Source organism: Umezawaea sp. NPDC059074 (genome assembly GCF_042738955.1).
Classification (GTDB): Bacteria; Actinomycetota; Actinomycetes; order Mycobacteriales; family Pseudonocardiaceae; genus Umezawaea.
Genome location: NZ_JBHYHC010000002.1, coordinates 137,167 through 152,330 on the forward strand (window position 1 = coordinate 137,167; position 15,164 = coordinate 152,330).

Consider the following 15,164-nt stretch of genomic DNA (forward strand, 5'->3'; position numbering starts at 1 on the left):
GGAGGGCGTGTTCCGGTTCGGCCGCCCGAAGAAGGGCCGGTCCGACACCGACCAGCCGACCACGCCGCTGACCTCCGCCCCGCCCAAGGAGTTCGGGCTGGAGGAGGTGCTGGTCGACACTCCGGAGCGCTCCTCGTTCTTCGAGCAGGTGGTCCGGCTGCTGCCCGACCACGTCTCGAAGGTCGGGTCGCACGGGCGCGAGGTCCTGATGGACTTCCTGCACCGCACGAACATCAAGTCGAACCTGTACGCGATGGCGGTGTTCGACCCGGAGAACAACCCGAACACCGGCTGGGTGCGGTCCGCGCCGCTGTTCCCCGGCGGCTCGGCGAACCCGCTGAACCTGTTCCGCCGCGGCAGCGCCGTCGAGATGCGCGTGGTGGCGCGCGAGGTCGCGATCACCGACGAGACCACCGACGGCCCGCTGCTGCTGGACTGGGACACCTCGAAGGCCGCGCGCACCGACACGTTCACGGCCAAGCGCCGGGCGGGCATCGGCGGTCTGGCCGCGGCCGTGCTGGCGGCGGGCACGTTCGTGCTCACCGGCGGCCTGGTCGGCGACTTCTCCCGCTCCAAGTCGCGGGAGAGCAAGTTCAAGCGCGAGACCGGCATCCGGTTCGAGCACGACTACTTCGGCGACTTCGTCCGGTACAAGACCGTCTACGAGGTCCAGGTCCGGCCGGTCGGCCACGCGCCGGTCACCCTGGAGGGCTCCGTCACCGGCGTCCAGTGGGCGACGCGCGAACGCGCGCTCGCCTCCGGCATCGTGGACTCCCGCGGCGACCAGGACCACGAGCCGGAGTTCCGCGACGCCGACACCAGGGAGCGGTACGCCCCGCCGCACCTGGAAGCGGGCCTGTCCACGTCCGGCGCGAAGATCGAGTCGTTCAAGGGCAAGGACCGGATCTTCGCGGCGCTCACCGACACGCTGCGCAAGGTGCCGGGCCACCGCTGGTACCACTTCAGCTCGTCGGAGTTCCTCAAGTACTTCGACGACCCCGACCTGGCGGGCGGCCTGTCGCCGTTCGTCAACGACGTGATCAAGCGGCAGAAGACGGCCAAGGGCAGGCTGTCGGACAAGCAGCTGATGCAGCTCGTCGACCAGATGCTCGGACCGGGCCTGAAGATCCCGCTCAAGAAGCAGGGCCTGTTCCACGACTACGTCGTCACCGTCACGGTCCGGGCCCGGCTGGAGAACCTGCTCGACGGCGACGTCCAGCTCGACATCACCGAGCCGTCGACCGAGACCCGGACGAAGGAGTACGAGCACCGCGCGTTCAGCACGTCCACGGCGTCGACCGCCGGGCTCGGCCTCCAGGGCCGGATCAGCTCGCCGCTCACCAAGGCGGAGAACGTCTTCATCGCGGGCTTCCGGGTGGCGCGCACGTGGACGAAGTCGCTCACCACGGGCAGCGACACCGGCAAGGTCACCGAGCAGAAGCACGCCGCGGTCCTCACCGACACCGGCGGTCTGGGCGACACCCCGCTGCGGCACTTCAAGGGCGACCTGGTCATCACCCCCGAGGTCGAGGCCTACCACCGACTGAGCAAGAGCCTGCGCCGGATGAGCTTCGGCGGCCGGGGCCGCAGCCCGCTCGACGTGCGGCCGGTCGCGCTCGACGGCACCTGGCCGGGCATCGAGCCCGACCACACCCAGGTCGTGCCGATCCGGATGCTCGTGCCGGACAACGTGACCAGCCAGACCCAGCCCGCGGACGTCGACGTCACGCCGACCGGCCGCGAGGACCTGCCGCTGGGCACGTTCATCAACGACCTCGGTCGGGGTGACCGGACGGTCGAGGGCGCGGACGTGCTGGCCGTGGCGGGCACCGAGCACCTGGTCGACGCCGCGCACGACCTGCTGGTCCGGGCGTCCGACGGCGACCCGGTGTTCGGCCAGCGCGTGGGCACCAACGCCGAGCTGATCGCCGAGAAGCTGTCGCCCGAGTCGTTCAAGAAGGACCCGCGGATCTTCGGCAGGCACACGATCGAGGGCCTGGTCCACGAGCGCCGCCGCGCCGACGTCTACGGCCGCGTCGGCGTCGAGCTCAAGCCGGTCAACCCGCGCAAGCTCGGGCCGGAGGAGTTCCAGCGCACCAAGAACACCAACGTGGGCGGCACGACCGTCGGCGGCTCGAAGGGCGGCGTCTGGTCGGCCGACGTCTCGTTCGACAACGTGGACGTGGCGCTCGGCAGCACCTCCGGCCACGTGGGCAACGTCAAGTCGTCGCCCTACGGCGTGTTCATCGCGAGCTTCACGCCGTGGGCCTCGAAGTGGGGCAACCGCAGCTCCCGCAAGCTCCAGGCCACCGAGAAGACCCACTTCGCCGCGAACCCGGTGAAGAAGTACCTGGTCATGGTGGGCGTCGAGGCGTCGATGGTCGCCGAGACGCAGGTGCACGGCAACGTGGACGTGCTGGAGCTGTTCTCGCGCAAGCCGGTCGGCTCGGCGGGCGAGAAGTTCACCATGAACGACGCCGTGACCATGTGGGTCACCGACGAGGAGTTCGCGGAACTGGAGCGGCAGGACCGCGAGCGCGCCGCGGCCGCCGTCGTCCACGAGCCGGGCTACGTCGCCGTCGAGCCCGACGCCGACGAGGACGCCCCGGAGGGCCGGTTCGACCGGGAGGCCGTCCTCGCCGCCGAGGGCGACGACCACGTGGTGGTGCCCGACCTGGACGACATCCCGGACATCCCGGACGAGGACGTCGACGTGGCTGTCGACGACGCCGACGACGCCGAGGACGACGCCGACGAGCGGGCCCTGCCGACGCCGGAGTCGTTCCGCAAGGCGGGCGCCTCCTCGCTCGGCATCGGCGCGGTCGACGGGCACATCGACCTCAGCCACCTCGTGCCGCAGCTGCGTGCGGAGGTCGCGCGGGAGGTGGACCAGGAGACCGCGGACGAGCTGTTCCCGCGGTCCCCGCTGGCGAGCTCCCACGACAACGTGCGGGCGGCCGAGGAGCAGCTCGCGAACATCGACCGGTACATCGGCGCGGCCCTCAACGGTGGTGTCACCACGCCGCTGCGGATCGAGCACCGGTTCCGGGGCGAGACCTACGTCATGACCGTCTCGGCGGACTGGGACACCCCGCCCACCGACGGCGAGATCGAGGTCATCCGCAAGATGGCCGCGCGCAGCATCGTGGCGACCAGCGGCGTCGAGGAGGACCTCACCACCCACTCGATCCTGTCGGTCGGCGCGGTGGCCCGCGGCCACGGCGCGCTCGACGGCGTCTCGGAACCGGCGGCGAAGCTCCACCAGGGCCCCAACTCCGACGGTTCGCAGCCGGGGTCGGGCCAGCTCGGCGGCGGCCTGATCGCGGGCTACACGGCGAACGTCGCCACGCACGACACGTCGTCGGCGGCGGGTCGCGGCGACGGCTCCTACGCGGCGATCCGCGGTCCGGTCGGCGTCTACCAGGGCGACCTGCGGGTGACCGTCAAGATCGACCGCAAGCTCGGCTTCGACGCCGACACGCAGACCGACGTCATCGGCGAGCCGATCGCGTCGATCGAGGTCGTCGAGCAGGTCAAGGTCCGCAAGATGGCTGAGGAGACCCTGCTCCCGCAGGGCAGCGACGAGGAACTCGGCGACGAGCAGGACATCCGGGTGCTGCCCGCGACCGACGGCAGGGCCGAGGAGCTCTCGCGGTGGCGCGGCGACGCGGACCTGGCGCTGGAGCTGCCGACTCCGGGCGACTACGAGGTCGAGCACTACTTCGGCCTGATGGAGACCCTGCGCAAGGCGGCGAAGGTCGCGCTGGTCGAGTCGGGCGTGGAGATCACCACGGCCGTCACGCTCGCGGTGAACGCGGCCATCACGCCCGCCAGCGTCAAGGGCGCCCTCCCGACCATGCGCGACGGCCAGTTCCGGTTCGCCGTGGCGGGCCTGGAGCGCGACCTCGTGATCCACGCCCGGCTCAAGCCGAACCCGACGCTGGCGTCGGCGACGGGCCGCGTCGAGATGGACAGCTCGGTGTCGACGTCGTCGGCCGAGGGCGTCCAGATCGGCCAGGGCGGCCAGGGCTCGCTCTCGCTGATGACGCGCGGCGGTGGCGGCACCGACCAGCCCACCGACGGACCGCACCTGTTCGGCGCCGTGCAGACGGTCGGCACCTACGAGCGCGGCATCACCGAGACCCGGCCCGACCGGTACCTGAGCACGGCCGCCGCGCTGAACAGCAGCGCGGGCCGCGAGCCGACGGCGTCGCACCGCACCACGCACCCGAAGCTGGACAGCCGCGGCCTGCTCGCCGACGTCGAGTTCCGGGTGGTCGCGGAGAAGCCGGGCGACTCGTCGAAGATCGGCGTCGCGGGCCTCGCGGTCGACAACGCCTACCTGGTCCGGATGCGCGAGGCGGCGGCCGAGCGGATCGTCGGCGCGCTGCCCGCGCCGCTCACGGCCGCCGTCGCCGCGCAGGCCCAGGCGAGCAAGGACTGGACGGACGCCGTCGGCAGGCTCCAGGGCGCCGAGGAGGGCGCGAACCCGGACGCCGACCTCGACGAGCTGCGCACGGCCGTGACCGACGCCGAGACCGCGTGGTGGGACGCCACCCGGACCTACCGCGAGCAGCTGGCGCTGGCGCAGCAGGCCGAGCAGGTCACGGCTCAGGAACTGGCGCTGGCGCAGGAACTCCCGGAGGTCACCGGGACGCGTATCGCCCCGGCACCTGCGTTCCTCGCGGGCGTCGACCAGGACGCGCTCGACCCCGACCGGCACCGCGACTTCTTCCGCGCGCTGGACCTCGGGCACAACGCCCCCACGGGCGTCCTCGACCCCCAGGCGGACCCGGACTCGGTGATCACGTCCGGCGAGCGGCGGCTGCCGAAGCTGGTCCACGTGCCCACCGCGGGCGGCCCCGTCGTCGATGCCGAGACCTGGGCCAACCTCGAGGCCACCGCCGACACCGCGCGCGACCAGGGCTGGACCCCGGTGCTGTGGACCGACGTGTCGCGCGAGATGGTCCTCGCGGCCAAGTCGAGCGACGCCGACGACCTCGCGGCCGTCCGCCGGATGGTCGAACTGGCGGAGCAGCACGGCTTCCTGCTGGTGAACACGGCCGAGGTGTTCCACAGCGCCGCGCCGATGACCCACCAGGAGTCCTACGACGCCGCCGTGGACAACCAGACGGACCTGCACGTCGACCAGGGCCGAGGCTTCCTCGGCGCGGAGATCGCCAGCCGATTCGGCGGTGTCGTCGCCCCCGGCGAGTACGCGCTGGAGAACCTCGACGGCCTCGGCGGCGTGCTGGCGACCGAGCAGGGCTACGGGCTCGCGGGCTCGTTGGACAACGCCGCGCCGCCGGTCGTCGTCGCGCCGAAGGGCCACGAGTTCACCGCGGACTACGCCGAGCAACTGGTCGTGGCGAGCCGCACCGCCGACCCGACGGGCACCGGGACGCGCGCCGCGACCACGGCCGCCGGGCGGTTCGGCGACGTGCCCGTGCTGGACGGCGTCCGGTTCGCCCCGCCGGAGGCGGCGGTCGACGGCATCCCGGACCGGCAGCAGATGGAAGACCTCGTCGCCGACGTCGTGCAGACCCTCGTCCGCGGGATCCGGGCGCGGGGCGACCTCGACTTCACCGGCGTCGACAAGGTGCTGCGCGGGCACCAGCGCGGCCGGGTCGTGCTGGAGGCCGCGGTGGCCACCATCGCGACCAGCCCGACGTGGCGCGGCATGGTCAAGACCGTCACGTTCCCGGTCCGGCCGGACGGCGTCGGCAGCGTCACCGCCGAGGCCGAGCAGTGGCTGCACATCGACCCCGCCGAGACCCTCACCGACCGGGGCGGGCGGCACGCGGCGAGCTTCCACGAGCCGATCGACGTCATCGACGCGGCCGAGGCCGTCTCCGAGGCCGCTCCCGACGGCACGCTCGCGCCCGCCACCGGCGTCCACGTCCAGGTCGACGTGCAGGTGGAGGACGACGAGGACTTCGCCGAGCGGGTCGCGCCGGAGCCCGCGGCGGACGACCAGTTGGCGGCCGAGCTGGCGGTCAAGGTGCAGCACGCGGACCGCGACTTGGTGGCGGTGCCGAGGCCACGCGGCCCGATCGCGCTCGACGACGAGGCCGCGACGGTCGATCTGGCCGTGCGGATCAAGGACGCGCTGACCACCGGCGTCGTCGTGGACGGCGTGCTCGACCTGCGGGCGGGGGTGCGGATGGCCGAGGCGCACGAACGCCCCGGCGTCGTGCTCCGCGCCGCCGTCGTCGCGTTCGCCGCCGACACCGGGCTCGCGGGGCAGGTCCGGACCGTGGCCATGCCGGACCTGACGAAGGGCATCGCGTCGACCGACCCGGTGACCTCCGTGCTCGACCTCGTCGCGTTCACCGCGACGACCCGGCCGGTCGTCGCCCACCGCTACCCGGCCGTGCTCGTGCCCACGCCCGAGACCGCCGCGCAGCTGCCCGGCTCCTCGCAGACCGTCGCGTACGGGTTCGACGACGAGTCGTCCCGGCCGACGGACGACGAGCTGGACCGGCTCAGCGACCAGGCCGAGCAGTTGGCGGCCGCCATCCTCGCCCGGCACGACGCGAACCTGCCGATGCCGGTCGTCGTGGTCGAGGGCGGCGGTGTCGAGCTGGGCGAGGCCCGCCGCCAGGCGATGACGGCCCTGCTCGCCGTCGAGGTCGACCGGCAGCTCCAGCGGGCCCAGGTCACCCGCGACCCGAGCGAGCGGATCGGCCGCGACGACGTCGAGCTGACGATCGTCACGGCACCCGCGCAGGTGACCCCGACCGAAGCCGTCCTGATCACCGTCGACGGCACCCGGACCGCCGCCGCGCTCGAAGCCGAGGCGGACGTCGAGGTCGAACTGGACGCCGAGGACGACGCCGAGGTCGAGCGGGACGACGCGCTGCCCCTGGACGTCGAGGACGAGGCCGAAGCGGGGTCCGAGGGCGGCGACCTGGACGTCCGGACCGACGACGGGGTCGCCTACCAGGCGCCGCACGGCCTGGGCCAGGGCCGCGGCTCGGTCGAGCTGCGCGACGAGGCCGCCACGGTCTACCGCATCGCCAACGCCATCCGCGTCGCGGTGAACGACCGCCAGCGCACCCTCCAGGCCCGCGAGTCCTTCCTCGACCGGATGATCCGCGGGCTGACGTTCACCTCGCTCCCCCCGGCGAGCGGGATCGCCGAGTTCAACGAGCGGGCCATCGCGGACCTGCTCGGCCCGGACTCCGACCGGACGCCGCAGAGCCTGCTCGACGCGATGCTCAACGGCGGCTTCCCGGTCCGGGTCCAGACGCGGACGCCGCTGGGCGTCGTCGAGCAGGACGTCATCGTCCGCGCGACGCTCGGCCCCGGCACGTTCCAGGGCACCCGCCAAGGCCTGCCGCCCGTCGCCCCGACGCCGGAGACCAGTTGGTTCGGCAGGCTCACCACGGGCCTCTTCGGGTCGAGCACGAACCCCGACACCGTGCCCACCGCGCTCGGCACGGGACCCGCCGTCGCGGTCCCGACCGAGGAGCAGGCGCGGTTCACCCACGACCTGCGGATCACGATGGACGCGCCCGAGGGCGAGCTCAACCGCCGGGCCGTCATCGCGGGCGCCGTCGACTCCGCCATCGCGGTGACCGAGGCGCTGCCCGCCGCCCCCGACCCCGCCGACGACCCGGAGCCGCTCCGGACCGAACCGGGGTCGCTGCGCGGGGACCAGGCGCGCAAGGGCGAGCTCGGGATCCGGCCGACGGCCCACCTGACCGTCACGCCCGCGCCCTCCGTGGAGCTGAACAAGACGCTCAGCCGGGTCCTGCACCCGTCCGACCCGCCCGTCCGCGGCGGCAAGTCGCGGCCCACCCCCGGCTCCGCGCGCGCCGCCACGATCATGGCCGCCACCACCCCGGACCTGTTGTGGGACAACGCCACCCTCCGCGCGGCGATGTCGTCGGACGGCCACGTGGTCGAGGTCGGCGGCAAGCTGTCCTCGCTGAACCTCAAGGTCGACATGCGTGACCGGCAGCTGCTGGAGTCGTTCGAGGCCCCCGACGGCAGCACCCGGCACCGCGTCCGCGCCACGCCCCGCTGGGACGTGACGCCGACCTACCGCTCCTCGTCGGACAACGCGGTGTGGTCCACGACGCTGCGCGGCGAGCCGGACCAGCCGGTCGACCTGGAGGTCGACGACGAGGGACTCGCGGACCTCGGCCTGGCGGGCAGGGCCGTCGAGGACGCGCCCGCCGCGGCCACCGAGTTCGGCGTGACGACCGACGAGGAGCCCGGCGGCCCGTCGGCCGAGGTCCTGCGCGGGATGCCGGACTACTTCGTCGACGGCGAGGGCTTCGGCGAGGCCGTCCAGCACAGCGCCGTCACGGACATCAGGGTGGACCGGGCCTTCCGCAGCATGCTGCCGCCGAGCCGCGGCGTGCTGCGCAAGTCGGCCGACGGCACGTCGATGCCGGTCGGCAAGCGGGCGCAGAAGGTCAAGGGCCTGAGCCACGTCCAGCGGGCCATGCGCAACGACGTCCCCAGCATGCTCGGCGACGGCCGCCGGTTCAGCGTCGTGGTCGACGGCAAGCACCACGAACTGGTCGTCAAGGCGAAGTTGGAGTGGGGCCAGGCGGGCACGGTCGAGGGCAAGCCGCGCTGGACCATGCCGCCCGAGACCCGCTACCGGCGGTTCCAGCAGGCGCACTCCGACTACTCGAACGACCCGTCGGCCGCGCTGCCGATCGCGATGACGGCCGCCCCGCCGATGCTGCTCATCGTCACGCCCTCGGGCACGACGAACGTCAACCAGCAGACCGCTCGGGACGTCTCCGAGGAGCACAAGCGGGCGTCGCTGGTGCTCGACATGGACGTGCGCGTGTCCGAGGCGCACGTGTCGTACGAGTTCGAGCTGCTCGACGCCGACGAGAAGGTCGTCGGCAGGGTCGAGCACGGCGAGCAGCCCGGTCTGCGCGGCACGTTCCGCTTCGGCCACCCCAAGGCGCCGCGGACCAACACCGGGCAGGGCCTCAAGCCGCTCGCCGGGTCGCCGCCGAAGGACTTCGCGCTGGAGGAACTGCTCGTCAACACCCCGGAGGGCTCGTCCTTCTTCGACCAGGTCGCGCGGATGCTGCCGCCGCACCTGACCGCGGTCGGCACGCCGGGCCGCGAGGTGCTGCTGGAGTTCCTGCACCGCACCCACGTCAAGGCCGAGCTGATGAGCATGGTCACGGCGGACCCGATCGACCACCCGGACTCCAGCTGGCGGCGGTCGGAGCCGCTGATCGCCGGGGCGGCGAGCAGCCCGCTCGACCTGTTCCGCAACGGCTCGGCGGTCGAGATGCGCGCCGTGGCGCGCCAGGTCGAGGTCCTCGACGAGGCCGAAGAGGGCCCCGTGCTGCTGGACTGGGACAACACGAAGACCGCGCGCACCGACAGCAAGGCGGCCAAGCGCCGCGGCGGGCTCAGCGTGTTCGCGGGCGCGTTCACGACCGTGGGCGCGTTCCTGGTGACCCTCGGCGGCGCGATCGACCTCAGCCACCAGCGGACGTTCGGCAGCCGGTTCAAGCGCGAGACCGGCATCCGGTTCGAGCACGACTTCGGCGGCAAGGCCGTCCGCTACAAGACCGTCTACCAGCTCCAGGTCCGGGTGCTGGGCAACCCGCCGGTGTTCCTGGAGGGCGACCTCACGGGCATCCAGTGGGCGACGCGGGAGCGCGCGCTCGGGACCGGCCTCGTCGACCCGGCCCCCGGCGAGCACGCGCCCGAGTACCGCACGCCCGACGACCGGGAGCGGTACGCGCCCGCGCACCTGGAGTCCGGGCTGTCGACCGCGGGCGCGAAGGTCCACTCGTTCCGGGGCAAGGACCGGATCTTCGCCGCGCTCGCCGACACGCTGCGCAAGGTCCCGAACCACCGCCTGTACCACTTCAGCTCGTCGGAGTTCATCAAGTACTTCGACGACCCGGACTTCGCCGCGGGCCTCAAGCCGCTGGTCAACGACATCTCCCGCCGCCAGCGCACGGCCAAGTCGCGCCTGTCGGACAAGCAGATGATGCAGCTGATCGACCAGATGCTCGGCGCTGGCCTGGTCATCCCGCTGGTCAAGCAGGGCACGTTCACCGACACCGTGGTCACGGTCCGGGTCAGGGCGACCATGCAGGGCCTGGTCGACGGCGACCTCCAGATCGACCTGCTGGAGTCCACGACCGAGACCAGGACCAAGGAGTACGAGACCCGCACGTTCACCGCGACCAAGTCGACCAGCGTCGGCATCGGGCCGCAGGGCCGGGTCACGGCCGCGCTCACCAAGGGTGCCAACATCTTCCTGGCCACCGTCCGGCTGGGCCGCACCTGGTCGTCGTCGGTCGCGGTCGGCAACGACACCGGCAAGGTCACCGAGCACAAGCACGCGGGCATGCTCGACCCGACTGGCGGCCAGGGCGAGACGCCGCTGCGCCACTTCAAGGGCGACCTGGTCCTCACCCCCGAGGTCCAGACCTACACCCGCACCAGCAAGGCGCTGCGCCGGTTCACCCTCGGGTGGCCGGGGCGGAGCAGGCTCGACGTCCGGCCGGTGCCGCTGGAGGGCGACTTCCCCGGCCTGCGGCCCGACGGCACGCAGCTCGTGCCGGTCGAGTTCCTGGTCCCCGACCACATCACGACCGACGAGCCGCCCGCGCCGCTGGCCGTCACGCCGACCGCGGTGGCGCCGCTGCCCGACGGCACGCTGATCGAGGACCTGTCCAGGGGCGACCGGACCCTCGAAGGCGCGGACGTGCTGACCGTGGTCGGCACCGAGCACCTGGTCGACTCGGCGTACCGGATGCTCGACCGCGCCACCGGCGACGTCGCGTTCCGGGACCGGGTCGGCTCGAACGCGGAGCTGATCGCGGAGAAGTTCGCGCCCGAGGCGTTCCGCAAGGACCCGCGGATGTTCGGCAGGCACACCGTCGAAGGCCTGCACCACGACCGCCGCCGCGCCGACTCGCGCGCCAGGATCGGCGTCGAGCTCAAGCCGATCCGGCCGGTGAAGCTGGGCCCGGAGGAGTTCCAGCGGACCAAGAACACCACGGTCAGCGGCACCCAGGTCGGCGCGGGCAAGGGCGGCATGACGTCGATCGACCCGGACGCGACCAACGTCGTCGCGATCAGCGGCGACCCCGTGGCGCACACGAAGACGATGAAGGGCGCGCCCGAGGGCGTGTTCGTCTTCCGGTTCTCGCCGTGGAACGCCCGGTGGGGCAGCAAGCGCGCCCAGCGCCTCCAGGGCACGGCGAAGACCTACTTCACGCCCATCCCGTCGAAGCGGTTCCTGATCTCGGTCGGCGTCGAGGCGTCGGTGGTGGCCGAGTCGCAGGTGCGCGGCAACCTGGACCTGTTCGAGTTCCGCGGCCGCAGGCCGGTCACGTCGTCGGGCGAGAAGTTCGAGCTCGACGGCAACGTGCTGATGTGGGTCACGCAGGAGCAGTTCGACGAGCTGGTCCGCCAGGACGCCGAGCGCGAGGCCGCCGCGGCCACCGACGACGACTTCGTGGTGGTCGACGCCCCGACCGACGACGACGCCACCGACGACTTCGTCGTGGTCGACGCGCCCACTGACGACGACGCGACCGACGACTTCGTGGTGGTCGCGCACGAGGACGCGGTCGAGGCCCCCGCCGTCGACGTCGAGGTCGACGCGGAGGCCGACCGCACGCTGCCCGCGCCGCCGTCGTTGCAGAAGCCGGGCGTGATGTCGCTGGGCATCGGCGCGGTCGACGGGCACCTCGACATCGCCGCCGAGGTGCTGCCGCAGCTGCGCGCGCAGATCACCGCCGAGCTGGGCGCGGAGGCCGCCGAGGAGCTGCTGCCGCGCTCGCCGCTCACCAGCTCCCACGACAACACCAGGGTCGTCGACGAGCAGCTGTCCAACGTGGACCGGATGTTCGCCACGATGATGAACGGCGGCGTCGCCACGCCGCTGCGGGTGGAGTTCCGCTTCCGCGGCAACACCTACGTGTTCTCCATCGAGGGCGAGTGGGTCGCGCCGCCGAGCGGCGGCGAGGTGGAGGTCGTCCGCAAGCTCGCCGCCCGCGACGTCGTCTCGACCGGCGAGACCGAGGAGGAGGTGTACGGCCAGAACATCCTCGACGTCACCGCCGTCGCCCGCGACCAGGGCGTGCTCAAGCAGGAGCACGCGCCGACCGCCGTCCACGGCCCCAACTCCGACACCTCGGTGCCGAACTCGGGCGTCATGGCCAACGGTCTCGCGGTCGGCTACGTCCACCTCGCGCAGACCTACACCGAGTCCGCGTCCAAGTCGGAGTCCGCGGGCTCCTACGGCGCGATCCGCGGCCCGGTCGGCGTCTACGGCGGCGAGGTCCGGGTCACCACCAAGATCCAGCGCAAGCTCGGGTTCGACCCGGCGACCGGGACCGACATCGTCGGCCGGACCGTCGCGAACCACTCCGTCACCCGCCCGGTCAAGGTCCGGAAGATGGCGGAGGAGACGTTCCTGCCGCCGGACAGCACCGAGCAGCTGGGCGACGAGCAGGGCATCCGGGCGCGGCCGTCCGCCGAGGGCAAGGCCGAGCACCTCCTGCGCTGGCGGCAGGACGCCGAGCACAGCCTCCCGCTGCCCCAGTCCGGCGACTACGAGGTCGAGCACTACTTCGGCTTGGTGAAGACGCTGCGGTCGGCGGCGAAGGCGGCGCTGGCCGCGTCCGGGGTCACCATCGACACCCGGATCTCGCTGGCCGTCGACAACGCCATCACGCCGAGCACGGTCAAGGCGGGCCTGCCCGCCATGCGCACGGGCGACTTCGGCTTCCCCATCGGCGGGCTCGACCGGACCGTCGAGTTCCACGCCCGGCTCAAGCCCAACCCGAAGCTCGCGTCCGCCAGCGGCCGGGTCGAGATGGACAGCTTCCGCGGCGGGAGCGAGAGCGAGGGCGTCGACCTCAGCAGCGGCAGCACCTACTCGTCCACGCTGATCGCCCGCGGTGGCGGCGGCAGCGAGCACCCGGCGGGCGAGGGCGGGAAGTCGAACTTCGGCTCGGTCCAGATGGTCGGCATCCTGGAGCGGTCGGCCCTGTCCCGGCGGCCGGACCTGGTCCTGGAAGCCCACGCCCACACCGAGAGCACCTCCGAGCGCGACCCGAACGTCTCGCACCGGACGTCGCACCCGGACCTGACCACCCGCGGCCTGCTCGCCGACGTCGAGTTCAAGGCCGTGGCCAAGAAGTCCGACGACAGCTCGAAGATCGGCGTCGTCGAGCTGTCCGTCGACAACGCCTACCTCGTGCGAATGCGCGACGCCGCGGCCGAGGCGCTGGTCGGCAAGCTGCCCGCGCCGCTGGCGAAGTCCGTCGCGGACTTCGCGCGGATCAGCAAGGAGTGGGCGGACGCGGTCGGCCTCGTCGAGGCGGCCACGGCCGCGGACCCCGACGCGGACGTCACGGAACTGGCCGCGGCGGTCGAGGCCGCGGAGACCGCGTGGTGGGCGGCGAAGCAGGACTACCTCACGAAGCTCGCCGCCGCGCAGGAGCTGGAACGGCACACCGCGCTGGACCTGGCCGTGGCGCAGCGGACCCCCGAGGCGGAGCAGGCGGCGCAGGGCGTCACCGGAGCGGTCCGCTCCGACACCCCGCCGCCGTTCCTCGCGGGCCTCGACCACCGCGACCTCGCGCCCGACCGGCAGGTGTCGTTCTTCGAGGCGCTCGACCTCGGCGCGCCCGCGCCGGACCGGACCGCCCTCGACCTCGACTCCCTCGCGGCGCGACCGGACACCGTGATCGCCACGGAGGCGCGCGAGCTGGCGAAGATCGTCCACGTGCCCGCGCTGGGCGGCCCGGTCGTGGACGACGCCACGTGGGACAACCTGGCCGTCACCGCGCGCACCGCCCGTGACCAGGGCTGGACGCCGGTCCTGCTCACCGACGTGTCACGCGACCTGTTCGTCGCGGCCAGGGCCACGACCACCGCCGACCTGGACGCGATCCGCGAGATGGACCGCCGGGCGCACGAGCTGGGCTTCCTGGTGGTCGGCGTCGACGAGGTCTTCCACGCCGACGCCCCGATGGAGGCGCGGGACCTGTACGAGTCCGCGCTGGACAACGAGACCGACGAGCACCGCGACCTCGCCCGCGCGGTCCTCGGTGCCGAGGTGCTGCGCCGGTTCGGCGGCGCGGTGGCGCCCGGCGAGTACGCGCTGACCGACCTCGCGTCGATCGAGGGCGTGCTCGACACGGACCGGGGCTTCAAGGTCGCCGCGCCCCAGGCCAGCACCGCGCCCCCGGTCGTCGTCGCGCCGCGCGGCACCCCGTTCGTCGACTTCTACGCCCGGCAGCTCGTGGACGACGCCCGCTCGGGCAGCGCGCTGACGGCGGCCGACTCGGCCGTCCTCGCCGCCGTCAAGATCGGCGACCTCCACGTGGCCGAGGGCGTCGAGCACCGCGTGCCGCCGAAGGACCCCGAGCCCATGCCGACCAGGGCGGACCTCGACGTCCTCGTCGGCGAGGTCGTGGAGACCTTCGCGCGCGGCCTGCGGGCGCGCGGCGACCTGGACTTCGCGGGCGTCGAGAAGGCGCTGCGCGACCACCCGCGCGGCGCGGTCGTGCTGGAGGCGGCGGTCGCCACCCTGGCCCGCAAGCCCGCGTGGCGCGACGCGATCCGCACGGTCACGCTGCCCGTCCGCAAGCCGGGTCAGCCGAAGTTCTCCGCCGAGGCGGAGAAGTGGCTGGCCATCTCGCCCGAGGCCCGGTCGACCACGCGCGGCCTGGTCGCGCCCGCCGCGTTCCACCCCGACCCGGACCTCGCCTCGACGCTCGCGGGGGAGCAGGACTTCGACCTGGTCGACGCGGCCGAGGCCACGCCGCGGACCGTGCTGGACCGGGCGTCCGAGCTGGCCGTGCGGGTCCAGCACACGACCGCCGACCGCGTCGAGGGCCCGCTCCCGCTGGGTCTGATCACCTCTGACGACTCCGCGGGCACGCTCGACCTCGCCCTGCGCATCCGCACGGTGCTGCGCGACGGCGTCGACCTGACCGGTGAACTCCCGCTCGACACGGCCGTGCGCTTGGCGGCCGAGCACGAGGAGCCCGGCCTGGTGCTGCGCGCCGCCACGCTGGCGCTGGCCTCCGACGCCGCCCGCGTGGCCCAGGTGATCACCGTCCAGATGCCGCCGGACGACCCGGACAACCCGGTCGGCCACGTGGCGGACCTGCTGGAGATCGCCGTCGACCAGCCCCACC

The 15,164-nt window shown here is 73.1% G+C and carries 1 protein-coding gene (running past both ends of the window); it reads left to right on the top strand.

This entire window lies inside a single protein-coding gene on the top strand: locus ACFWW9_RS01660, encoding a hypothetical protein. The 41,598-nt coding sequence extends 26,138 nt beyond the window's left edge and 296 nt beyond its right edge, so the window shows coding positions 26,139–41,302 — codons 8,713 (partial) to 13,768 (partial); the first codon wholly inside the window starts at position 2. Both codon boundaries (start and stop) fall beyond the window edges.